General features: G+C 45.0%; 24 protein-coding genes. 6 read left to right on the forward strand and 18 right to left on the reverse strand.

All coding sequences use genetic code 11. The features are described from left to right. Window positions 1–3: 3 nt before the first annotated feature. The 4 genes from LRP50_RS00395 to potA form a co-directional block, all read right to left on the reverse strand. Window positions 4–1,047, reverse strand: a complete 1,044-nt coding sequence (locus LRP50_RS00395) for an extracellular solute-binding protein (protein WP_274162541.1) — start codon at window positions 1,045–1,047, stop codon at window positions 4–6. 129 nt (window positions 1,048–1,176) lie between these two features. Next, complete coding sequence (gene potC, locus LRP50_RS00400) at window positions 1,177–1,947, reverse strand: spermidine/putrescine ABC transporter permease PotC (protein WP_274162542.1); 771 nt, start codon at window positions 1,945–1,947, stop codon at window positions 1,177–1,179. After that, entirely contained in the window at window positions 1,944–2,798 is an 855-nt protein-coding gene (gene potB / locus LRP50_RS00405; RefSeq protein ID WP_274162543.1) for a spermidine/putrescine ABC transporter permease PotB, read from the reverse strand. The genes potC and potB overlap by 4 nt, the downstream gene beginning before the upstream one ends. After that, window positions 2,785–3,882, reverse strand: coding sequence for a spermidine/putrescine ABC transporter ATP-binding protein PotA (potA, locus tag LRP50_RS00410; RefSeq protein ID WP_035025614.1), 1,098 nt, complete (start codon window positions 3,880–3,882; stop codon window positions 2,785–2,787). The genes potB and potA overlap by 14 nt, the downstream gene beginning before the upstream one ends. A 358-nt stretch (window positions 3,883–4,240) precedes the next feature. On the opposite strand from potA, the gene LRP50_RS00415 reads away from it, so the two are divergent. The 3 genes from LRP50_RS00415 to LRP50_RS00425 are packed head-to-tail and all read left to right on the forward strand — an operon-like array spanning window position 4,241 to window position 6,468. Beyond that, window positions 4,241–5,050, forward strand: coding sequence for a DUF2189 domain-containing protein (locus LRP50_RS00415; protein ID WP_274162544.1), 810 nt, complete (start codon window positions 4,241–4,243; stop codon window positions 5,048–5,050). Continuing rightward, entirely contained in the window at window positions 5,051–5,827 is a 777-nt protein-coding gene (locus LRP50_RS00420) for a glucosaminidase domain-containing protein (protein ID WP_274162545.1), read from the forward strand. After that, window positions 5,824–6,468, forward strand: coding sequence for a DUF2987 domain-containing protein (locus tag LRP50_RS00425; protein ID WP_274162546.1), 645 nt, complete (start codon window positions 5,824–5,826; stop codon window positions 6,466–6,468). The genes LRP50_RS00420 and LRP50_RS00425 overlap by 4 nt, the downstream gene beginning before the upstream one ends. A gap of 75 nt (window positions 6,469–6,543) precedes the next feature. On the opposite strand, the gene ttcA is transcribed toward LRP50_RS00425, so the two are convergent. The 13 genes from ttcA to ccoN all read right to left on the reverse strand — a co-directional run bounded on the left by ttcA (window position 6,544) and on the right by ccoN (window position 18,945). Then, a complete protein-coding gene (gene ttcA / locus LRP50_RS00430) occupies window positions 6,544–7,470 on the reverse strand; it encodes a tRNA 2-thiocytidine(32) synthetase TtcA (protein WP_274162547.1) in 927 nt (308 codons plus the stop codon). 201 nt (window positions 7,471–7,671) lie between these two features. Further along, on the reverse strand, window positions 7,672–9,198 hold the full coding sequence (locus LRP50_RS00435) for a hypothetical protein (RefSeq protein WP_274162548.1): 1,527 nt from the start codon (window positions 9,196–9,198) through the stop codon (window positions 7,672–7,674). Further along, the gene (locus LRP50_RS00440; RefSeq protein WP_274162549.1) at window positions 9,185–9,814 is read right to left on the reverse strand and encodes a hypothetical protein; all 630 of its coding nucleotides are present in this window, start codon (window positions 9,812–9,814) and stop codon (window positions 9,185–9,187) included. The genes LRP50_RS00435 and LRP50_RS00440 overlap by 14 nt, the downstream gene beginning before the upstream one ends. A 212-nt stretch (window positions 9,815–10,026) precedes the next feature. Further along, the gene (uspE, locus tag LRP50_RS00445; RefSeq protein ID WP_274162550.1) at window positions 10,027–10,971 is read right to left on the reverse strand and encodes a universal stress protein UspE; all 945 of its coding nucleotides are present in this window, start codon (window positions 10,969–10,971) and stop codon (window positions 10,027–10,029) included. A 144-nt stretch (window positions 10,972–11,115) separates the two neighbouring features. Next, window positions 11,116–11,859 (reverse strand): FNR family transcription factor, encoded by a 744-nt coding sequence (locus LRP50_RS00450; RefSeq protein WP_274162551.1) that lies wholly within the window; start codon window positions 11,857–11,859, stop codon window positions 11,116–11,118. Window positions 11,860–11,922: 63 nt separating this feature from the next. After that, window positions 11,923–12,597: a sulfite exporter TauE/SafE family protein gene (locus tag LRP50_RS00455; RefSeq protein WP_274162552.1), complete on the reverse strand. Its 675-nt coding sequence runs from the start codon at window positions 12,595–12,597 to the stop codon at window positions 11,923–11,925. Further along, complete coding sequence (gene ccoS / locus LRP50_RS00460) at window positions 12,597–12,785, reverse strand: cbb3-type cytochrome oxidase assembly protein CcoS (protein WP_274162553.1); 189 nt, start codon at window positions 12,783–12,785, stop codon at window positions 12,597–12,599. Before ccoS ends, LRP50_RS00455 begins: the two co-directional genes overlap by 1 nt. A gap of 2 nt (window positions 12,786–12,787) precedes the next feature. After that, window positions 12,788–15,181, reverse strand: coding sequence for a heavy metal translocating P-type ATPase (locus LRP50_RS00465; protein WP_274162554.1), 2,394 nt, complete (start codon window positions 15,179–15,181; stop codon window positions 12,788–12,790). Further along, a complete protein-coding gene (locus tag LRP50_RS00470; RefSeq protein ID WP_274162555.1) occupies window positions 15,178–15,669 on the reverse strand; it encodes a FixH family protein in 492 nt (163 codons plus the stop codon). The genes LRP50_RS00465 and LRP50_RS00470 overlap by 4 nt, the downstream gene beginning before the upstream one ends. 73 nt (window positions 15,670–15,742) lie before the next feature. Further along, window positions 15,743–16,714 (reverse strand): cytochrome-c oxidase, cbb3-type subunit III, encoded by a 972-nt coding sequence (ccoP, locus tag LRP50_RS00475; RefSeq protein ID WP_274162556.1) that lies wholly within the window; start codon window positions 16,712–16,714, stop codon window positions 15,743–15,745. After that, the gene (locus tag LRP50_RS00480; RefSeq protein WP_274162557.1) at window positions 16,711–16,884 is read right to left on the reverse strand and encodes a cbb3-type cytochrome oxidase subunit 3; all 174 of its coding nucleotides are present in this window, start codon (window positions 16,882–16,884) and stop codon (window positions 16,711–16,713) included. Before LRP50_RS00480 ends, ccoP begins: the two co-directional genes overlap by 4 nt. Before the next feature lie 9 nt (window positions 16,885–16,893). Beyond that, on the reverse strand, window positions 16,894–17,505 hold the full coding sequence (ccoO, locus tag LRP50_RS00485) for a cytochrome-c oxidase, cbb3-type subunit II (protein ID WP_274162558.1): 612 nt from the start codon (window positions 17,503–17,505) through the stop codon (window positions 16,894–16,896). A gap of 12 nt (window positions 17,506–17,517) precedes the next feature. After that, on the reverse strand, window positions 17,518–18,945 hold the full coding sequence (gene ccoN, locus LRP50_RS00490) for a cytochrome-c oxidase, cbb3-type subunit I (protein ID WP_274162559.1): 1,428 nt from the start codon (window positions 18,943–18,945) through the stop codon (window positions 17,518–17,520). Between the two features lie 273 nt (window positions 18,946–19,218). Here ccoN and LRP50_RS00495 point away from each other — a divergent pair, with 273 nt between their 5' ends. Beyond that, window positions 19,219–19,629 (forward strand): hypothetical protein, encoded by a 411-nt coding sequence (locus LRP50_RS00495; protein WP_274162560.1) that lies wholly within the window; start codon window positions 19,219–19,221, stop codon window positions 19,627–19,629. A 113-nt stretch (window positions 19,630–19,742) separates the two neighbouring features. Here LRP50_RS00495 and LRP50_RS00500 read toward each other — a convergent pair whose 3' ends face one another. After that, window positions 19,743–20,366, reverse strand: a complete 624-nt coding sequence (locus LRP50_RS00500) for a hypothetical protein (RefSeq protein ID WP_274162561.1) — start codon at window positions 20,364–20,366, stop codon at window positions 19,743–19,745. Between the two features lie 157 nt (window positions 20,367–20,523). Here LRP50_RS00500 and LRP50_RS00505 point away from each other — a divergent pair, with 157 nt between their 5' ends. Next, on the forward strand, window positions 20,524–21,717 hold the full coding sequence (locus tag LRP50_RS00505) for an FIST signal transduction protein (protein ID WP_274162562.1): 1,194 nt from the start codon (window positions 20,524–20,526) through the stop codon (window positions 21,715–21,717). After that, window positions 21,714–23,807, forward strand: a complete 2,094-nt coding sequence (locus tag LRP50_RS00510) for an ATP-binding protein (RefSeq protein WP_274162563.1) — start codon at window positions 21,714–21,716, stop codon at window positions 23,805–23,807. The genes LRP50_RS00505 and LRP50_RS00510 overlap by 4 nt, the downstream gene beginning before the upstream one ends. Window positions 23,808–23,875: the final 68 nt, after the last annotated feature.

Here is a 23,875-nt window from a genome sequence, read left to right on the forward strand (position 1 = left end):
GATCTATTGACCCGCTTTAAGCTTTTGGAAGTACTCTTCGTAAAGCACATTTGCCTCACCGACAGAGCTTTGCCATTCGCCTTTTTCCATCACCTCTTGCGGTGGGTAAACGCTAGGGTCGTCCTTGAATGCTTTTGGAAGAAGCGGATAAGCCGCTTTTACTGGCGTAGGGTAGCCAATTTCAATAGCAAGACGCGCCGCGATTTCAGGGCGAAGAAGGAAATTAATCATTTGGTGCGCAGAATCCGCATTCTTAGCTGTTGCTGGAATGGCAAGGTTGTCCATCCAGAAAATCGCGCCTTCTTCTGGCCATACGATATCAACAGGTGCGCCTTCGCTACGAGCGATATAAGCAGAACCGTTCCAGAGCATACCCAGCGCTACTTCACCTGCCATGTAAGGGTTTGCAGGGAAATCTGAGTTGAATACCAGCACGTTTGGCATGATCTTCTTCAGTTCTTCGTAAGCCTGTTTGATTTCTTCTGGGTTGGTGGTGTTTGCAGAATATCCAAGCTTAGTAAGAGCAATGTGGAAGAACTCACGCGCATCATCCATCATCAACAACTGACCTTCGTAGTCAGGACTCCAAAGATCGGCCCACGAGCTAACACTGTCTTTTTCAAGGACGTCGGTGTTAACCCCAATGCCTGTCGCACCCCAAATATAAGGAATAGAATAATCGTTGTTTGGGTCAAAAGGTTTGTTGAGGTTGTTTGGATCTAGACCTGCGAAATGGCTCAATTTCGATTTATCGATAGGTTGGAGCATACCTTCGTCACGCATTTTCTTGACGTAATACGTCGAAGGTACAACAAGATCGTAGCCTTCAGGGTGCGTTTTCAGTTTGGCGTACATGCTCTCATTCGACTCATACGTTGAGTAAATGACTTTAATGCCCGTCTCTTCGGTAAATTCTTCTAGAACTTCCGTGGGAATATATTCAGACCAATTGTAGAAATAGAGTTCATTTTCAGCTGAAACAGCAGCATGAGAGAAAAGAGAGAAGGCTAGAGAGCTTCCCAGCACAAATTTAGACCAGAGTTTCATCGACAACTCCTGTGATTTTCGTCGGTATTGATTATTTAGAATAACGGGTAGGCTGCGCCATCCGTGACTGAATAGTGCGAAAACTAAAAAGGCGAGGGGGAGAAAAACTCACCACTCGCCTTCGTTTAGCTATCGAACTTTATCGCGTGCCAGCAGCTGAGAGAAAATAACTAACACGAGAGATACGATCAGCATCAGTGTTGCAAGTGCGTTCACTTCTGGCGATACGCCAACCTTGACCATCGAATAGATCTTCAACGGTAAGATTTCGTAACTTGGCCCAGTAACGAATGAACTGACAATCACATCATCCAAAGAAAGGGTAAAGCTGAGTAACCAACCAGCCGCCACGGCCGGTGCCGCAAGAGGAAGAATGATTTTAGTTAAAATTACCCACTCGCTAGCCGCCAAATCTTTAGCAGCTTCAAGCATACGAAGATCGAAGCCATTGAGTCGGCTGTAAACGGTGACAACTACAAACGGTAAACAGAAGGTAATGTGAGACAAAAGTAGTGTCAAAAAGCCTAACTGTGCGCCGAGTAGTACGAACAACGCCAGCAGAGAAATTGCCATAACGATGTCTGGAGACATCATCACTACAAATAGCATGCCGTTGACGAAGTTCTTTCCACGGAAACGATAACGATAGAGTGCCACTGCTGTCAGACTACCAATAACGGCAGCCGCAGTTGCGGAAAACACCGCAATCGTCAGAGAGTTTCCAGCCGCTTGTACCAAGCTATCGTTGCTTAGCAGTTGGGTGTACCACTTAGTCGTAAAACCTTTCCATTCGATACCAAACTTACTTTCGTTGAACGAGTTAACGATAAGGATGACGATCGGGATGTATAAGAATGCATAGACCAGCGACATAAAGCTGGTTTTAAAGAAACGACTCATTCCAGCTCTACCTTCTTGTTGATTAGCTTGCCGACACGCCAATAGGCGAAGAGCATTAGGCCCATCAATACTGTCAGAGAAATACTCGCTGCCGAACCAAATGGCCAGTCGCGAACGTTGAGTATCTGACTCTTGATGACGTTACCAATTAACAAGTTCTTAGCACCACCCAATAGATCTGACACGTAGAACATGCCAAGAGCGGGTAGGAGAACTAATAGACAGCCAGCAATAATGCCAGGCGTCGTCAGCGGTAGAATGACCTTTACGAAGGCTTGGAATTTGCTTGCACCCAAATCTTTCGCAGCTTCAAGGTAGCTGTTATCAAGTTTCTCGATGCTTGAGTACAACGGAAGAATCATGAAAGGCAGAAGAATATAAACCAAGCCAATCATCACCGCATACTCGGTGTACATGATGCGAAGCGGCTTTTCAATCAAACCGAGAGTGAGCAAACCATCGTTTAACAGGCCACGCGTCCCCAAAAATATTTTTAGACCATATGTGCGGATCAAGGAGTTCGTCCAGAAAGGGACGATCACCATAAACAACATAAATGGGCGCATTTTTTTTGGCATGCGAGAAATGATGTAAGCGAATGGGTAGCCAATCAACAAACACAGCAAGGTGGCTATGGCAGCCATGTAGAAGGAGTGCCATACCACTTTTGCGTAAAGTGGATCCATCAACTTGGCGTAGTTGCTCAAGGTGAAGGTCATCTCAATCAGGTTTGCATCATCGCGAGTTAGGAAACTGGTGATAATAATCATCAGGTTCGGGATCATGACGAACAGCAGCAACCAACCTACAATGACACCAATGATGGCGTTTTGGAGATTAAGCTTCTTCATCAGGTAGCACCACTTCCCAGCTTTCAACCCAGGTAATCGCCACTTTCTGATCTAATGAGTGATCAACATCTGGATCATCTTCGTTGAAGAACTCACTCACCATGACAGACATGCCGGACTCAAGTTCAAGCACAGAATCTAAAGTCATGCCTTTGTAGTTACGTTCGCGAACATAACCCACAATGCCATTGCCAGATTCTGAAGCACTGATTTCTTCAATGCGAAGATCCTCAGGGCGAAGCAGTACTTTCACTTTGTCACCAGCGCTCACATCAAGTTTGCAATAAACCTGACATTCCTGGCCTTCGACGGTGGCAGTAATGCGCTCTGCATCGATTCGAGCAATTACATGAGCGTCAAACACATTGATTTCGCCAATGAAGCGGGCGACAAAAAGGTTGGCGGGTTCTTCGTAAATTTCTCGCGGCGTGCCGTCTTGCACCACATCACCTGACTGCATCACTATGATACGGTCGGACATGGACAGGGCTTCTTCTTGATCGTGAGTCACGAAAATGAAGGTAATACCTAGCTTACGTTGAAGCTGCTTAAGCTCATTCTGCATCTGTTTACGGAGTTTGTAATCCAGTGCGGAAAGCGACTCATCGAGCAACAACACTTTTGGCTTATTAACAACAGCACGCGCAATAGCGACGCGTTGTTGCTGACCACCGGAAAGTTGATGCGGCTTGCGAGGGGCAAACTTCTCAAGCTGAACCATGCGCAATGCTTCCATAACACGCGGTTCGATTTCACTTTCGTTTACTTTCTGCATGCGCAGACCGAAAGCGACGTTTTCGAACACAGTCATGTGCGGGAAAAGCGCGTAGCTCTGAAATACGGTATTAACGTGTCTGTGTTCTGCGGGGATTGCAGTCACATCTTGATCGTCAATAATAATTTGGCCATCGTCTGCATCTTCAAGACCAGCAATCAAACGAAGTACTGTGGTCTTGCCACAACCGGACGGACCTAGGATTGTCAAAAACTCGCCGTTGTTTATCTCGAGATCAAATTTAGAGATGATCTCTTTACCATCGAAACTCTTACAAAGTCCCTTCAGTTGTACAACGGGTTTTTTCATTGGTTGTGTCGCGTTCAATTCTACTCTCTCTCCTTACACCACGGGCGATTAGCTAGAAAAAATTCCCCAAAAAGTAGACGGCGCATGATAGACGTGCAAACCATGAAGTTAAAGCGTTTTTTTGTATTTAGAGGGCAAAATAATGCCCATTATCTGCGAGATAACCGAGATGTGCGGAAACATCAACCAAAATGCGGTTTGTGAACTCCATCGCGAAATCCGCCACGCAAGCGTTGAGTAGTATAGCGCGTTAATTCGCTGCCTAAAAATGCATCACTTTGAGACGAGTTCAAAAAATATCACCTATAACTTTATAAAGACGGAATTTTCTTAGGCTAAAGACAAAAGTTACTTTGCTATGAATAAACAACAATTGAGCAATGCACTTCACGTTGGCGGGACATTAGAGAATGCACTGACAGGGGATTACACCCTGAGCGCATCGAGTGTGGTCCAAGAAGCCCTAAAATTGACGCAGAAGCACTTCTGGCGATTTTTACCAGCCACGTTACTGTTGGCTGGAGCCAATGTTGCCATTTTCTTGGTCGCGTTATCGATAATGCAAGACTCGCCCATGGTGCTGTTTGATGCGTTGTTAGGTAAAGCGCCGATGAATGAAGATTTATTGGCATCAGGGCGAATAGCGCTTTTCGCCACGACGGTGTTAAGTGCGCCGCTGTATGCGGGAGCGAGTTTAATGGGCTTAAGCCATGCTATTGGTTTCCGTACCAAGCCTAGACACATTATTAAAGGGATGGCCTTTGCGCTAGCCGTGACAATTGCGATGGGTTTCATTTCGGCCCTGCAAAGTGTAGGAAGCCAGATTATTCCATTGTTCGGTGTTTTCCTTGGTATTACATTTTCAATGACCATTCTACTAATCTGCGAAAAACGCCTGCGCCCCGTGGAGGCGATGATTGTTTCGTTTAGAGCGATCATCAAAAAGCTGATACCATTGAGCTTGGTTTACATCGTCATTGCAATTTTGTTCGTGTTCTCTTATGCGACAGGCGGTATCGCACTGCTGTTTGCTCTGCCTTTTATGTTTAACGTGAAAGGTGTGATCTATAGAGAAATGTTCGGTGTAGGTATTGAAGTGACCGTGTCACAAGAAGGGGATGATGATTCCCCATCGGATGGCGGTAATAAAGAGGTTTTCAACGCGTAAATGAAGCTCTCCTATGCTGTACTGGCTTCGGCTCTGTTTATTTCTGCGTGTAGCGACGCTCCCCAAGCACCCACAACTCGAATTGACCAACTTCAACAGGCTTCTCCGCCACCAGAAATGGTGGTGAAGCCCGATTTTGCTAAATATGAAATCGTGGATGAAAAGAAGAAAGCGTTTGTCGCTTTTTTAAAGCCAGGTGTGGATTACATCAATGGCTTGATTGAAAAAGCGAGAGTGCGTTTAACTCAATTGTCTGATACGGCGTCTCCGACGAAAGATGACCTGGCTTTCCTTGCAAAGGTGGCGGAGCTTTTTAATCTGCCTCTTCCAGAATCTGGTGCTGATAAAGCGTGGTTCGATGAAGCGTTGAAACGTGTTGATGTTATCCCGAGTGATTTGGTACTCAGCCAAGCGGCGAAAGAGTCTGGGTGGGGTACGTCACGATTTGCTCGTGAGGGTAATAACTACTTCGGACAGTGGTGTTACACTTCGGGCTGCGGCATGGTGCCAAGTGCACGAAGCCAAGGTAAAACACACGAAGTTGCCGCATTTAAAGATGCCTACCAGTCTGTTCGCGCGTATTTTCTTAACGTAAATCGTAACAAAGCATACTCGTCACTACGTGATATTCGAGCTGATCTTAGAAAACAAGGTAAGCCTATCACAGGGGTGGCACTTTCAAACGGTTTGGGTAGTTATTCGGAACGCGGTCAGGCATATGTTGATGAAGTGCAGGGCATGATTCGTTATAACGAAAAATATTGGAGCCAAGGATGATCAAAGGACTTACGGCTGCTGTCATTGCAGCTGTAATTTCACTGCCTGTCAGCGCAGTGCAGATTGAATTTAGTTACAGTAAATTGTATAGCCAATTAAAGCACAACCTTGGTGAAAACCACCCTGATGTGAAAATAGGTTACTTTATGGTTGCCCCAGAAACGGGGAAAGTTTGCACCATTACGAAAGCGTGGATGGTAAAAAAGAAAAACTACGAAGAATTTGTCATTCCTGATTCCCAAGAGCTCCCACTGCCGATTGATAGTCGACTCCGTCAGGTGAACCCTGATGTGTTTATCCAAACGGAAGGTGAGACGCCTTGTGATGTTTCTTTCCAAGTCTTGGCTAAAGAGATCTATGAGAAGGAGCTGTCTGAGCAGGAGCTAGGTCACCTAGTACCACAAATGACAGCAATGATGCAGGATTTGGGTGGCATGTTCTCATCATGGTTTATGCCAGATGTTGAAGGTGTTTCTGTCCACTTTGATCAAGCACCGAGTTCACTTTCAACTTCAGAAGGGAGGGTGATCGAAGTTGTTGGTAACGTGGCCGTTTTGAAGCTAGCTGATCTTAAAGAAGGTGAACGCGTGTTATTTGAGCGAACCCCAGTAAAAGTAACACCTTGGATACCGCAAAGCTGACTTACCTCGTGAGACGGTAATGCCATAAAAATAGAGCCCGCATTGCGGGCTCTATTTTTTTAATCGTTGGTTTTATCAGCTTACCTGAACAACGTTCAGCGCCATTGCTGGGTCAACTTCAATCACGTCGTCTTGTGACGGCGAAACATCAGTGAATTGCTCTTTGTCGAATGCGGTGTCACCGCCGTTGATCACGCCTGATTCTTTGTTGATGCTCTTGAAGTCGAACAAGTTAAAGTCCGCTAAGTGAGAAGGCACAACGTTTTGCATAGCAGTGAACATGGTTTCAATGCGGCCAGGGAAACGCTTATCCCAATCGCGAAGCATTTCTTTGATCACTTGGCGTTGAAGGTTCGGTTGAGAACCACAAAGGTTGCACGGAATAATTGGAAACTCTGCCGATTGTGCATATCGCTCGATGTCTTTCTCACGGCAGTAAGCCAATGGACGAATAACAACATGTTCGCCATTATCAGAAACCAATTTAGGCGGCATACCTTTCAATTTTCCGCCATAGAAAATGTTGAGGAACATGGTTTCAAGGATATCGTCACGGTGGTGACCCAGCGCGATTTTCGTGCAGCCAAGCTCTTTTGCCGTGCGGTATAGAATACCGCGACGCAGGCGAGAGCATAGCGAACACGTCGTTTTACCTTCAGGCACTTTGTCTTTAACGATAGAGTAAGTGTCTTCTTCCACAATCTTGTACTGAACACCAAGTTTCTCAAGGTACTCAGGCAAAACATGTGAAGGGAAACCTGGCTGTTTTTGATCTAGGTTTACCGCAATCAGTTCAAACGAAATTGGCGCGCTTTTCTGCAAGCTTTGAAGGATCTCTAACATGGTGTAGCTGTCTTTGCCACCGCTTAGGCAGACCATGATGCGGTCGCCGTCTTCGATCATATTAAAGTCAGCAATAGCTTGGCCTGTGTTACGGCGAATGCGCTTTTGCAGTTTGTTCTGATTGTACTTTTGTGATTTTGTGAGTTCTTGATTCAACATGGTAATACTGTGTGCCTCTGAAATATCTCTACGCCAACAAGCAGGCAATAGGTTGAAGAGTTCGCTGTGAGCTTATCTCGTCAGTGCTTGATGCGAGGGTTTGGCGCGTATGATACGGATTTCGCGACAGGATGCTAGTGTACCGTGTTCAAAGGAGAAGAAAGAGAGCACATACGTTGGTAGTGTGCTCTCTTATGACGGTTAATGGGGGACGCAGATTGGCCTTACTTCTTCTAGCTTCAATTTCGATGGTTTGGTTAGTTTATTCTCTTTGAACAACTTATCGTGGGCGTCGTAATCCGATTGATCCAAGGTAACCACAGTGAGAAGCGCCATATCAACGCAAGCTATGTAGTGATTAGAGGTGCTTCCCCCATTTCCGGGAAACAGAGCGTGCTTGATGTTTAACTTTTCATCAAATCTGTCTGTAATTTCAACCTCTGTAGCAGGCTGAGGGATACCATCGAGCCTCAGGTGTTTGGCTGAATTAAAAGGAAAATAGGTGGTTAACATATAGCTACCATGTTTAAGCCAGTCTCTCTCTTTTTCATCGCCACATTGTAATACCTCATAACCATTCAATGGTTTTGAATTGAGAGGAGTTGGTTTGAGGTCTTGGTTGGAAGAGAGCTTGAGTGAACCTCTATAGTCAACACCATCAGCGAGTTCTTGATTGTTAGGAGGGTTTCTCGGATCATAGTTGGTATATCCGGAACGATAGAGTTTGTTCTTGTAATCGGTTTGTCCAAGGACAGCAGTATAGTATCCACTGAAATTAAATATTGGCGTGAGTTTTAGCTCCACAAGATAATCCTTCATTTCAGGTTTACTAACACTGAGTAATTCAGATTTAATCATGGATACGACTCTAGACTTAAGCCCTGAAGGGGCATTGAGATAGACATCAATATAGTTATGCCCTAGAGGGTCAGTATGAAGGACTGCTGGCGGCCAAACGTAATTGGCTTTTAATCCACGACCTGTGAGTACATCAAGCGAGTTGATGACTGCATCACCACTAGAAAGTATATATGGGCCGTTTAGCGTTGGTGATGCGGGTGCTACGTGGACAGCTTTAACTGCGCCTGATGAATAAGCCTTGACGTTTTTTACATGTTCATAAGCTTTATTCATGAAAAGGTTGCCTTGTGAATGAGCCAACAAGACGACTTTGTTTCCTTGCCACATAAGCGCGTCTAACAGTGCTTTATGCTCTTGGCTTGTTTCGAGCTCTGCCTGATTGTCGTAAAGGAAACCCAGCATCTTGTTAATAACGTCATGACGCTGTTCAGTGAGAACCTCCGCGAATAGGTCTAGATAACTCGAAAGTACATCGCCCAAGTAGTCCCATATGTTTGATGATTGTTGTCCGCTAAGTACTAACCAAAAAAGCTCCCACCGATCAGATAGCCGGACATCAATTTCATCAGCTCGTTGCTCAAAGGTCTCTGCAAAGTCTCTCAATGCGCCGACAAAGCCGTCTCCCTTTTCTGTTTCGTTATAGGCGAGAACGTACGTAAGCTTTTCAGAGTTATATGAGTTATTGATTCCAAGAGCAAAACGCGTTTCTAACACATTGCTTTGAGCTTCATACTTGTCTGTTAAAACACCATTGAAAAATACGAGGCCATAGTCCTCCACTTTGCAGGTGTTGGGAGCGGAAGCAAAAGTTTGTACTGAAAATAGAGCGAGTAGTAAGGCGACAAAGGATGATTTATTCACATGCATCTTCGAATCCTCCTACTGTGAAAGCCATTCCATCAGCGATGCTATTACTTTTGATGAAATGCAGGGAGCGATTCTTAGTGTTATAAGTCAGGGCTTTTAGTATGCGAGAAGGGCCTGAAAATCCAGCACCTAGCGTTTCCCCCAAGCATTGAGACGCCTTAGACATATCTGAAAACAAGGTTCGCTGCATTGACTTCGCTTCTTCATCAGAAAGGACTCCCCAATCTACCGTCAATTCTTTTTGGTAAGAGGTCGCTACTTGCACGAGCGCTTCTTTGATCGGTGTGTCTGAAGTTATATCGTTGATGATTACATCGATATCATCTCTGACTCCATTACCATTGTTGTCAGTCCCTGTAAGGCTGCTATCCCGATCAAGGTTGGGAGCATGGCGCAGATAAGACTGTTCTAGCTCTCGTTTTATAACCTCGGCAGGTGATTCGGATAACGCTTGTTCCTCGTCCTCTTGTTTCTCTTTGTCTGCGCTATCATTTCCTGAGTCTTGTTCTGGTTCCTGCTCTTGGTTGGGGGAAGATGGCGTCGTTGATATGTTGTTTTCGTCATTACATCCAAAAAGGAATATGGCGAGAACAAATACAAGTGAAATCCGTTTCATTTTAATAGCCTACTGATATTGTTGTCAGATTAGACTAAAGGGGCATTTCCTAAAATTCTGGCTTAACAATGAGAATACATTCAATAGGATAGGTCGAATGATGGAACTGTGAAGCCTGATATTATTTCCGTGATAATGAATATGTTCCATTGGTGGTATCCAAGTAAAACAAGCGAAGAAAGCGCTTGTTTTACTTGGAGAAAGGTTTGTGACTAGGAAAGATTTGGTGCGAGAGGACTCACGTAGCCATCGGGCTTTATCGCCAACACATCACAGTTTAATTGGTCGATGGTATGCTCAGCGGTGTTGCCAATAAATATGGCAGATAAACCAACACGCCCCGTCGTTCCAAGTATGACTAATTCTGCATCGAGCTGTTTAGCCACTGCAGGAATAACATCTTCTGGCAATCCCTCCTGACAATATGTCTGCGCTTCGTCAATACCATGTTTTTGCCTTAGCGCTTTCATTTCAAGTAAATGATGGCCTCGAACAGCATCAGTGTAAGATGCAGGATCAAACTCTGGTAACTCAATCGTGACATTGACGGGTGTTGCAGGGTAAGCATTGACGAGGTTAACTTCTGCATTGAGCAATTTGCTCATCGCATTTGACTCATCTATGAGCTTGTCATTAAGCGGTATATGCGTTTCGTTTTCGGAAGACACATTGACGGCAGTGAGTATTTTACCGTTTTCTGGCCAACCGTGTTCTTTTACTAATAAAACGGGACAAGGACATTTTCGGAGTAAATGCCAGTCTGTCGGGGTGAAAATAACGGAGCCTAGTTTATCGTGCTCGTGTGTCGCTTTGACTAATAAGTCATGATTGCTATCAAACACTTGGGCAATCATGCTTTCGTAAGGGCGATTGTGCCAAACAACATGGGGAATCACTTCAACGCCTTGTGTGTCTTGGGCTGTCACCAATGAGGCAACCCATTCTTCACGTTGACGAAGTACACCGGAACGCATAGCTTGACGCTCTTCTGCTGATAGCATCGAGGTCATTTCGTAAGAAAAGTCGTAGATAGCAAGGAAAAGGGTAAGCTTAACACCGGCAGACGATTTTCTGGCGATATCAAGTGCTCGCGAGAGTGCGGGCTGTTCTTCGTGGTCGGGATCGATAGCCACGAGCAAGTTGGTATATCTGTTCATAACAAACCTCCAGCTTGGTGATGCCGATACTTTACTGTAACGCAATCTTAGCGGATAGTGAGATAAATTCAGATATATAAACGTAAAAAAAGAGAAATGGCGCGTAAAGCGCCATTGGGAAATTTGTCAATTTGTGAGAGCGAGTTACTTGCTGATTCCAGCGAGTCGGCCCAGTTCTTCTTGGTCTAGTATCGTAATGTATTTGCCTTTTACGCTTAACATTTCGCTTTTCTGGAAACGTCCAAGTAAGCGGCTGATCGTTTCAACCGTTAGGCCGAGATAATTACCAATATCACCACGAGTCATAGTAAGGCGAAACTCTTTTGCAGAGAATCCGCGCTGAGAGAATCGAGTAGACAAAGTATGCAGAAACGCAGCTAAACGCTCTTCAGCATTTTTCTTTGACAAAAGTAGGATCATTTCTTGATCCCCTTTAATTTCGCTACTCATTAATCGCATGATTTGTTGACGAAGTTTCGGCATTTTACCTGAAAGGTCATCAAGTATCTCAAAAGGGATTTCACAAACCATTGAGGTTTCAAGAGCTTGGGCAAAGCTAGGGTGAGACATGTGATTAATAGCGTCGAAGCCGACGAGATCACCAGCCAGATGGAATGCAGTGATTTGCTCATCACCTTGCTCTGTGATGGTGTAGCTTTTTATCGTACCTGAGCGAATGGCATAAAGTGAACGAAGTGCGTCGCCTGCTTGGAACAATGGCTGACCTTTTTGAATTGGCTTCTTCCGTTCAATAATTTGGTCAAGCTGATTTAGCTCACTTTCACTCAAGGTGAAAGGGATACAGAGCTGACTGATACTGCAGTCCTGACAATGGATTGCGCACCCGCCGGATTGAACTCGTTTAGTGATGATCTTGTCTTGAATCATGAGCCTGCTTTGCCAAATTGATTTGAGTCAATATTTTACCACTTCTACATGATAAATCGAGCCTTAGTACAACTGATTGTATACAGAATAAGCGGTAACTATTCCGTACATTAGTAGTATCATCGATGAGAATCTTCTAAAAATCAGGTTGTTAAGTAACTTTTTGGCTGCTTCAGCAAAAGAGCCAATAAGTAGCATTGCAGGGAGCGTTCCTAGGCCAAATGCGAGCATTATCAATAATCCATGTAACGCATTACCAGATACTGCTGCCCAACTTAACGCTGAATAAACCAATCCGCATGGCAACCACCCCCAGATCATGCCAAATGGAAGTGCTGCCCATGGGCTTCTCAACGGTAGAAATCTAGAAGATAGGGGAGAGATATGTCTCCACAGTACTTTACCAATTCTCTCTACATAAGACAGTCCGTTCCAGAACTGTCCTATATATAGTGCTAATAAAATCATCATGATAGCAGCAGCTAGTCGTAACCAAATGAGCCCTTGAGACATTTGACTAATACCGATAACACCGGAAACTACGCCGCCACCAATTGCTCCAATGACGCTATAAGACAACAGTCGTCCGCCATTGTAAAAAAGTAAAAATGGCATTTTACTTTTGTCAGTAGGCGTGCCAAAGGAAACGGCGGCAGCGACGCCACCACACATCCCTAAGCAATGGCCTGCCCCCAAGAGGCCAACCATAAATGCAGCAATGAAATCAGCGTACGGCATTACTGTTCTTCCGAACTATCAGGCTTATTTTTTTTGCTTGCTGGTTCGCTGTCGTCATCAAGAAGAATATTCATTCCCTGACGCTCCAGATCTTCAAATTGTTCGGTTTTTACCGCCCAAATGAAAATGCCAACAGCAACACAGACAAGCAAAATGGCTATAGGTATTAGAATATACAGGCTTTCCATAACTACTTATCCTTTAAGCGTTCGATAAGGTCTTTCTTAAAGAGACGCAAAGAGTTGGTGACCACAATGACGGAGCTGCCTGACATACCTGCAACGGCAATGTATGGAGCAACAAAACCCATTACGGCAAGCGGCAAAATAACGAGGTTGTAGCCTAGTGCCCAAGCAAGATTCTGGCGGATTATCTTTTGCGTAAAACCCGCCAAATGACGCGCATCAAGGAGCTTTGTAAGATCATCACCCAGTAATACCATATCCGCTGACGCTTTCGCGACATCAGTCCCGCCACCCATAGCAACAGAGAGGTGAGCACCAGCCAATACAGGGGCGTCATTGACACCATCTCCAATCATCATCGTGATTTGGTCTTTTGGCAGGGAGTTAAGGTAATCAAGTTTACCTTGCGGTGACACGCCAGAAACAAGCTCATCAATGCCAAGTTGTGTCGCAACGGCTTGGGCTGTTTTTGAGTTATCACCGGTTAGCATTGTTACCGCAATGCCAGCTTCATGAAACTTATCGATAAGCGTTTTACTGCTTACACGGATAGGGTCTACGAGTTGGAAAGAGGCAACTTTTTCACCTTCACAAGAGAGCCAAATCTGATGGTCTATCGTTTTGGCTTCATGCGCGTTTGTTAATGCAAACTCGGGCTTACCAATTCGCCATTCTTGACCAAGGTAAATGCCTTTCAAGCCTTCACCAATAACATTTTCAACCTGCGTAATGCCATCTGCCGCTTCAATGTCGCAGAATGCTTCTGCAATTGGATGGTTAGCGTATGATTCTAGTGCTGCAGCAATACTAAAAGCTTGCTCAGAAGATGTACCACCATAAGTCGCACTGTGCGATAAGGTGATATTGCCTTCTGTGAGTGTGCCTGTCTTGTCGACAATAACCCGGTTAACCTTAGTCAGCGTTTCAAAGACGTGACCGCGACGTAGTAAGATCCCGAGCCTTCCAAATGTCGACGTCGAGCATGTCAACGCAGTAGGTGTAGCTAGAGACAGGGCACATGGGCAGGTAGCCACTAATACCGACAACATGATCCAAAAGGCATCGTCAGGGCGATGGCTCTGCCAATACCACCAAGTTAACGCAGAGATCAATAAGATGACCGCCACGAAATACCTAGCGACGATATCGGCTATTTGAGCAACTCGCGGTTTCGCGAGTTGCGCTTCATCTTGAAGCTGCACGATATGGGCAATCAAGGAGTCCTTTTTCTCTGCTGACACTTTCACATTAACATTACCATCAATGTTGAGCGTTCCTGCAAATACTGAGTGACCAGACTCACGAGCTTCTGGCATCGACTCTCCGGTTAGCATGGATTCATCAACGGTGGTGACGCCTTCAGTAATAACGCCATCAGCAGGAAAGGGTTCTCCTGGAAGCACGCGAACGATATGACCGACCGAAAGTGATTTGGCCGGGATTTGCTCACCAGAATCGAGTGTTGCTAAACGCGGTATCAGCTTAAGTAAATTTGCACTTGCCGCTGCCGCTGTTCGACGCGCACGCATTTCAAGGAAACGACCAACAAGCAAAAAGAAGGTAAACATCGCAATCGATTCGAAAAACACCTCGCCGACGCCGGTGACAGTGGCATATAAGCTGGCAAAATAGGCGAATAACAACGCAATGGATACGGGAACATCCATACCGAGTGTTCTTGCTTTCAAGTTACGCCACGCATTGATGTAGAACGGCATGGCCGAATACAGCAGAACCGGAGTGGCAAAGATCAAACTGACCCAACGGAAATAATTTCGGAAAGATTCATCCATATCACCAAAGACTTCGAAATACATAGCAACGGCCAACATCATAACCTGCATGGTTGCGAGACCAGCAACACCCAACTTATAAAGGTATTGCTTCATCGTACGGTGATATTGCGCTTCTTGATTATCTGCCTCGAAAGGCGCGGCTTTGTAACCGAGGTTATGAATTTCCCCAAGTAACGTACTTAGCTTGGCTTTTGAGGGATCCCAGCGCAGTGTGGCGCGATTTGTGGTCGTATTTACTTGAATACGAGAGACGCCAGCTTGGGCACTGATTTGTTTCTCGATTAACCAAGCACAGGCGGCACAGGAAACGCCATCGACAGAAAGAATAACTTCATCAATACCGTTCTCATGGCGGACAAACTCTTGCTGAACATCTTCGTTGTCGTAAAGGCTGAGGGATTGAAGCTCTTCTGGGACGAGGTTTGCTCTTTCTGCAGGTGCAGTGCGGTACTCGTAATATGAGGTTAAGCCGTTCGCAACGATGGTTGTTGCAACGGCCTCACAACCCGGACAGCACATCGTACGGTTTGCGCCCTGAATTTCGACTTGGTAGGAGTCACCAGTTAATACTGGCTCTCCGCAGTGATAACAATCTTGCGTCATTCCTTGATCTGACCATACAACTTAACAGGTTCTGAAGATGGGAGGTTTGCACGTCCATTCAGTGCCCAAGAGCCATCAAACGCATTAAGTTCGATATACCAAGGTCCTTCAAGTGGCTCTGAGAGAGCGATACGATAACGACCGTTAAGGTCAGCATTGACCATTTGTTCAATATCTTTGTTAGCAAGGGTACGGTGCTGGAATGTCACTTTTAGGGTAGGGAATTGCTTGAGTTGACCCTTGTCGAGGGTGAACACGGCAGAGTCTTCTTGCATCGTTAAAAACGCAGACAGTGATAAGGAATCGGCATGACGAAGTCGAGAAAGGTCCTGATTAATGCCTTTGCCTTCTTTGTAATAATCTTCTGCGACGAGAGAAACCTGATTTTTGCTGAATAACGTGAAGGTGAATAAGCTAGCAACGACAACTGTGCCGGGCAATGCAATCAGGAACCAAGGCCAGAACTGCTTATACCATGGTTTGTTCATATCGCTTTCCTGTATTTACTAATTTCTTGGGTAAAAAAGCCCCTGAATGCAGGGGCTTAACAACAACGACTTCTTATTGATTTTGTGTATTGCTTAGTTGCCAAACATACGCAGAAAGAAGTTGGATCTTATCTTCGTCCAAAATATCTTTCCATGCTGGCATCACGCCTTGACGCCCATAGCGAACGGTATCTTCAACGGCTTTACGAGAGCCACCAAATAACCAGACGTTATCTGTTAGGTCAGGTGCACCAAAGGCAGGGTTACCTTTACCATCCGTACCATGACATGCGGCACAAACAACAAAGCGCGCTTTACCTTTCGCCGCTTCTTCTGCATTCACTTTACGACCTGAAAGGCTCAGAGCATACGCAGAAACTTCCTTAACACCATCTTCACCAAATGCATCTAACCATGCTGGCATGTTACCGACACGACCATGTAACAAAGTAGCTTTGATAGCTTCAGGCTCACCGCCATACAACCATGCTTTATCAGTTAGGTTCGGGAAACCTGACTGACCGCGAGCATCAGAGCCGTGGCACTGAGCACAGTTCTGAATGAACAAGCGCTGTCCCACTTTAACCGCTTCTGGGTTCTTGGCGATTTCAGTAATTTCAAGTAGCTCATCGCTACCAGGCTGGTAAGCAAGCTGACGGAAGGTCTCACCAAAGATCTCGTTTGCAGAAGATAATTCACGAGCATATTGGTCAATACCCTCGCTATTTACCATCAATTCACGAGATTGCTCGATGTTTTTGACGTTCTGCGCTGAACTCTGCCAATTGAATAACCCTTGGAAGTTTCCTAGGCCTGGATAAAGCGCCAAGTAAACGGCACCGAATACAATGGTTGCCCAAAACATGTAGGACCACCATTTCGGTAGGGGGTTATTCAATTCACGAATACCATCGTATTCGTGGCCCATATCTTCACCGTCAGCAATACCTTTAAGGTCTTTGCCACACCAAATAATCAGTGCAGCACACCCAACTAGCGTACCGACGACAATGACAGTGATAAATAGACTCCAAAATGTCGTCATTTGTTATCTTCTCCTGTCTTTTTTGCACCTTTTTCCTCATCCGCAAAGACAAGGTTCGCAGCGTCTTCAAATTCCGTTTTACGACGGCTGCTGTAGGCCCAAAGCACTATCCCAATGAAGCTCACAAAAATTACGAGTGTCCAGATACTATGGAACGAAACAATTTCCATAACGATTCCTTACTTCATTGCGTGGCCGAGAGACTGAAGGTAAGCAATTAATGCTTCCATTTCAGTTTTTCCTTGAACGTCAGCTTGTGCGTTCTCGATTTGCTCGTCGGTGTATGGCACGCCGAACATATCTCGGAAAACTGTCAGTTTTCTCTCTGTCGTATCGCCTGATAACACATTTTCAGCTAACCAAGGGAAGCCAGGCATGTTTGACTCAGGCACAACGGCGCGAGGATCAATCAAGTGAACGCGGTGCCATTCGTCAGAATAACGACCACCAACACGAGCCAGATCAGGACCAGTACGTTTTGAACCCCACAAGAATGGGTGCTCCCAAACACTTTCACCCGCTACGGAATAGTGACCGTAACGTTCGGTTTCAGCACGGAATGGACGAATCATTTGGCTATGACAAACGTTACATCCTTCGCGGATGTATATATCACGGCCTTCCATTTCTAGTGCAGTGTAAGGACGTAGGTTATCTACAGGTTCCGTTGTTTGCTTTTGGTAAAGCAATGGCGTGATTTCAACCAGTGCACCTAAGCTGATAGCAATAACGATTAGGATTGCCAACAGACCAACGTTTTTTTCTACTATTTCGTGACGACTAGTACTCATTCGTCGATCTCCTTATGCTGGTTGCTCAACGGCTTTCAGGCTAGCTTTCGGCGCGGAGATGGTTTTGTACGTGTTGTACGCCATCAAGAACATGCCAGAGAGGAAGATAGCTCCACCAACGAATCGAACGAAGTAAAACGGGTACGACGCTTCTAATGATTCTACAAAGCTGTAGGTCAAGGTGCCGTCAGTGTTAACTGCACGCCACATCAAACCTTGCAGTACGCCTGAAATCCACATCGCAACGATGTATAGGACAGTACCGACTGTTGCCAACCAAAAGTGAACGTTGATTAGGTTGAGCGAGTACATGCGCTCTTGATTGAATAACTTAGGGATCAGGTGATATACCGCGCCAATAGAGACCATGGCTACCCAGCCCAATGCACCGGAGTGAACGTGACCAATTGTCCAGTCGGTATAGTGAGACAGGGCGTTAACCGTCTTAATCGCCATCATTGGACCTTCAAACGTGGACATACCGTAAAACGACAGAGATACCACAAGGAAACGAAGGATTGGGTCATAACGTAGTTTATGCCAAGCACCAGACAGGGTCATGATACCGTTGATCATGCCGCCCCAAGATGGCGCGAACAGAACGATAGACATCACCATGCCCAACGACTGAGTCCAGTCTGGAAGTGCAGTGTAGTGAAGGTGGTGAGGACCAGCCCATATATACAGAGAGACAAGCGCCCAGAAGTGAACGATGGATAGACGATAAGAGTAAACCGGGCGACCAGCTTGCTTTGGTACGAAGTAGTACATCATACCTAGGAAGCCTGCAGTCAAAAGGAAGCCTACAGCGTTGTGTCCATACCACCATTGGATCATGGCATCTATTGCTCCAGCGTAAATCGAATACGATTTCATGCCAGAGACAGGGATAGCCATGCTATTCACAATGTGCAAAACGGCAACGGTGATAATAAATGCACCAAAGAACCAGTTTGCGACATAAATATGGGACGTTTTACGTTTTATCATGGTCCCAAAGAAAACCACGGCGTATGAAACCCAAACGACCGCAATAGCGATATCGATTGGCCACTCTAACTCAGCATATTCTTTACCACTGGTGTAACCCATAGGTAAGGTAATTGCTGCAGATAGAATAATTGCTTGCCATCCCCAGAAAGTAAATTCAGCCAGCTTTCCTCCGAACAGTTTTACCTGACATGTGCGCTGAACAACGTAATAAGACGTTGCGAACAGTGCACTTGTGCCGAATGCGAAGATCACTGCATTAGTATGCAGAGGACGCAGACGGCTGTAGGTCAGGTATGGAACATCGAAGTTAAGCGCAGGCCATACCAACTGAGCGGCAATGAGAACACCAATACCCATGCCCACAATACCCCACAAAATTGTAACGAGGGTAAATTGACGGACAACGCGGTAATTGTATTCGAGTTCAAGCTGCTTATCTTGGCTCATATTGCATGCTTCCACTTTTTAATTACTACACTCACGTATATACAAAGTGACTTAGTGTCACAATGCCACCCAGGAGCAATGCAATGCGAATAGTGCTTGATTTATACCCACTTGATGCATTCCATTGCTATTTTATTGTAAAAGTGGCATTTTCGGTGTTGATAATACTTCACTTATTCAGTTAAAAACAGGTCTCTAACCACACTCGGTTTACCCTTAGGTAACATTTCTACTAAAACTTTGAGCTCTGTAACACGGGAAAAGCAAAGTCATATGGCTGCAGAAAAATTAACCACCGGTCGTTTAATACAAATATTAGTCGTTATGGCTGCACTTATTGCGGCATTTATTTGGCGAACATTTGACTATTCGGATTCAACTAATGTCTTTCAATGTGAGATGTCTTCAGGGGGTTGTCAGTTCACTGTGAATGGCACTCAAGTTGAAGTTTTGGCTAAAAAACAGTCAGATAAGTCAGTCTTGCTTGTGGTGAATTCCGCCATCAATCCATCGTCTTTATATGTTAATAGAGGCTCAGTTAAGACAAAGATCGACGTGAAAAATATCGAGGTAACTGAGAACAATCGCGCTTATCTTTACGCTTTATCAGACAATGTTAAATATAGGGCAGGGGATAAATTGACATTAATCATTGATCGAGATCAAATAGAAATTAACTTTTAACAACAAATTAATATTTATGCGATTAGGGTTAACATTTTGATGATTGGTAACGAATATTGAGTGAAAGTTATAAAATCTTACATAAAAGCAGCGGAAGGCTGCTTTTTTACTGCTTATTTATCCCTCAGATTTTCAATATAGAAAGCCTGACGATAGATGGCGCGGGCATGTGAGGACGTTAGATAATGTATCAGGTTAGAGACATCAGTGGAGATATCCGAGAACACTGAGCTTTCCATCAGTTTTTCGTCCGCCTTTGTTGATATCACAACGTAATTTACTCGAAGCGCACTAGGTTTTTCGTATAAATGAGATTGGGCACACAAAGCTAAGTGTATCGCTTTTAGCGACTCTGTTTGTGTGTCGTCATTTGAAACGATGACATAGGTGAGTGGGAGAGTCTGTACTGATTCTTTCAACACCACGGACGAAAACAAGGAGTGGTCTTCAAGCGGCATTCGAATGCCTTGCACCTCGGCTGCAGACACCATGGCAACAATGCCATCAATGGATGAAACACACCGTTGTGTCCATTCAACTTCAGACAAAATCATGTTTTCATCTTTAGGCTGGCAATAACGATAGCGAATGCGAGGCTCTTCAGCCGCCAATCGATAGCCTTCTTGTTCATCGTCGTCAAGATAGACGACGACATTTCCTTTTTCTGCCAACCGTTTACTGACTTGTTGGCCCAAACATTGTATTTGGTTTACGACTAAATAGAGCTGGCTATCCATGGCGAGCGAAATATTGGCCTTCGATGTCGCAATTCTATCGTCTATTAATAGAGATTTCAGTGATTAAACGAAAAGATTAGACCGAAAAACTGGTGTTAGCCGAAAGGAGAGCGCTATTATTGATTTAACTGTAGAAAACACGATAGAACTGAAATCCATGAGAATTGCGACATCGTCGTCTACTGATTCAAATGCCATGTCTGCTGTGCAAGCGGTCGCTGAGGAGATACGTTCTGTTATCTCTTCACCTGCGCTCATCTTGGTGTACTACACGGAAACGCAAGACGCTGAAACATTAAGGCAAGCGTTTAGACATCAATTTCCAAATGCATATATCGTTGGATGTTCATCTTGCCGCGGCACAATGACTGAAAAAGGGTATGTCGGCGGTCATAACTTAGCGGCATGGGCGGTGCAAGATGACGCGGGCACATATGGAACAGCACTTTGCTCATTGTCTGAAACTTCTGATATAGACACGAGTGCAAAACAGGTTTTACAACGAGCCATTGAAAGCAGTGGTAGACCTGGAGAGCTTCCTGCCCTGATTGCCCTTCATGCCACACCGGGTAATGAGGAAACCATACTTCGTGCCATTCGAAGTGAATTAGGTGTCAACATTCCTATTATTGGTGGAACAGCTGCTGATGATGGTGTCAGCGGTAATTGGTCGTTGTTCAATAGTGACAGTGTCACGGACTCTGGCATCGCTATGGCGGTCTTTTTTCCTTCTGCCCGAGTGAGCTATTCTTTTCACAGTGGGTATGCGCCGTTAGGTGATTGTGCCGTAGCGACCAAAGTCAATGGTAGAACCTTGCTCGAGTTGGATAATGAGCCTGCTTCTGAGGTTTATGGGCAGTGGTTTCAAAATGCGACGGGACAATCTATTGATGAAGACGACTTGTTTGCTCAATCAACCTTGTTTCCATTAGGAAGGCAAACCGGAGAGATTCACGGTATGCCTTACTATACCTTGTCTCATCCTGCTTCCGTATCAGATGACGGCGGCATAAACATGTTCTGCAATCTTCGTGAAGGGGAAACCGTCCATTTCATGTCAGGAACTAAAGAGATGCTAGTGTCTCGTGCCGGGAGAGTCGTTGATTCTGCAAACGAGCATGAAAGGTATACGTGTGATCCGATAGGGGGCATTGCGATTTATTGTGCTGGGTGCATGCTACACGTTAGAGAGTCATTGGATGATGTTGCGGCGAATATGAACCGCGCGATGCAGAAAGCCCCCTTTATATGTCCTTTCACGTTTGGAGAGCAAGGACAGTTTCTCGGGGGCGAGATTGCTCATGGAAATTTGATGATTTCAGCTGTTTTGTTCCACAAGGATGAATTATGACGGGCGCTGTATCCGAGAAGTTGCAGGAAACGCTCTTTGAATTGAATCGCGTTGAAGAACGAGAGCATAAATTCAAAGAGGAAAACCGAGCGATCCTTTCTGCCATTTCCGCCATGTCAGGGGCCAGCAACAAAATAGAAGTGTTTAATACACTTCTTAAAGTGATCGAGCGTTACGTTTCATTTGAAAATGCTCTGGTACTCACACGAAACAAAGATACAGAAGATAGTTATTCGTGTCTTGTATCGACCTCGCACGAAGTTGAAAAATTCCAATGGCAAGATGGCGGCACATTTTCACGCTGTGTGAATGGCCAAACTGTTATCTTATATGCGCCAGATAGAGTACGAGAATTCGACTTGCTCGATGCATCAGATTTTGACTCCTGCCGTTCTGCTTTGGTGACTGGCATGACGGTGAATGCTAGCGAATCTATTCTTCTGCTCTTCTCTTCCCAAAAGGGAGGGTTCGACATCAAAGCCCAGCAAGTTATCGAACGCTTTCGACCACTGATTGAACGAACAATCATTGATATAGATTATCGAGAACGCCTCCAGTGCTTGGTTTCGGTTAAAACCCAAGAGCTTACAGCTAGTCGTCAGCGATTCAGAGATTTTGCTAAAACAGCGGGGGATTGGTTCTGGGAAATCAATAATAACCTGCAGTTTACTTATTTGTCGTCACCATCAAACGAAGCGCTTTCAACAGAACCTCAAGCTATTATGAGCCAGTTTGATCGGCAGCCTGAAGTAAAGAAAAGGCTGATGGATCTAATCCAACTAGAGCAGCCGTTTTCAGAAGTGGAATGGAAAGTTTTTAGTCAGGGAGCTGAGCAATGGATCAGCCTTTCCGGTAGGCCTTATTACGATAAGCGCGGAAACTGCTTAGGTTTCAGAGGGACAGCAAAAGATATTACAACGCGAAAGCAGCGATTGCATGAACTACAAATGGCGAGGAGACAGGCAGAATCAGCGAATGCCGCGAAATCACAATTCCTTGCCATGATGAGCCATGAAATTCGGACACCGCTTAATGCAGTAATGGGTTTGCTTGATGCCCTTCAACAGTCGCCAATTAATGAAGAACAAGAGCAATGGGTTCTCCAAATGGATAAGTCAGCCCATCTTTTGTTGACGATCATTAATGATGTTCTAGATTTATCTCGCGTAGAATCTGCTCGTTTTGCGCTACATCCCGAGAACATGAGCCCAAGAGAATGTATCTCTGTGGTGTTCAACCAGCTAAAAGAAGCGTCTTCCAGCAAGGACATAATGTTGGAAATGGATGTTTCTAATGATGTGCCCAATCTCATCTATCAAGACGGTAATCGTTTTACGCAAATATTGTTAAACCTGGTTGGAAATGCAGTGAAGTTTTCGGATACGGGTGAAATCAACGTATCAATGTGGGCGGAAGGGAGAACGCTAAAACTCAGCGTTCAAGATTCAGGGATTGGCATTGCTCCAGAAAGAAAAAGAGATATTTTTCAGCCATTTACTCAGGCTGATGGCAGTATTACCCGTAAATACGGGGGTACCGGTCTCGGGCTTTCTATTTGTAAAAAGCTTGTATCAATGATGCAAGGTACGATCGACTTTGAAAGCCAACTAGGCGTTGGGACGACATTCTATATCACCATTCCTCTCATTGAACCTCCGATGCAGGAAATCGTTCAAAAAGACAAGACGGAAAATAGCGAGGTAAAACCGCTGAGAGTTTTGGTTGCCGAGGATAGCAAAGCAAATCAAATGGTTGTTAGGCTCATGCTGGAAAAAGCAGGTCATTCTGTCGTTCTGGCAAACAACGGCCAAGAAGCGATAGAAATATTGGACCGTGAAGGGAGAGAGTCGCCATTTGATATAGTTCTCATGGATATGTCTATGCCTGTACTTTGTGGTATTGAGGCAACAAAACAATTGAGAGCAAAAGGCTTCGCACAACCGATTATCGCCTTAACAGCTAATGCAATGAACGAAGATAGAGAGAAGTGTCTGCAAGCCGGAATGGATGATTTTGTTACAAAACCAGTGCGCTCAGTAATCCTTAAGCAAGCATTACAAAGACACACAGTAGGGAATGTAACAACCTAAATTGTTTTTCTTCCTATTCGGCTTAGTGTCATATTACTACGCGGTGACGTTCTAATAATCTGTGGTTT

The sequence above is a fragment of the Enterovibrio gelatinilyticus genome, assembly GCF_028683095.1.
In the GTDB taxonomy this organism is placed as follows: Bacteria; Pseudomonadota; Gammaproteobacteria; order Enterobacterales; family Vibrionaceae; genus Enterovibrio; species Enterovibrio gelatinilyticus.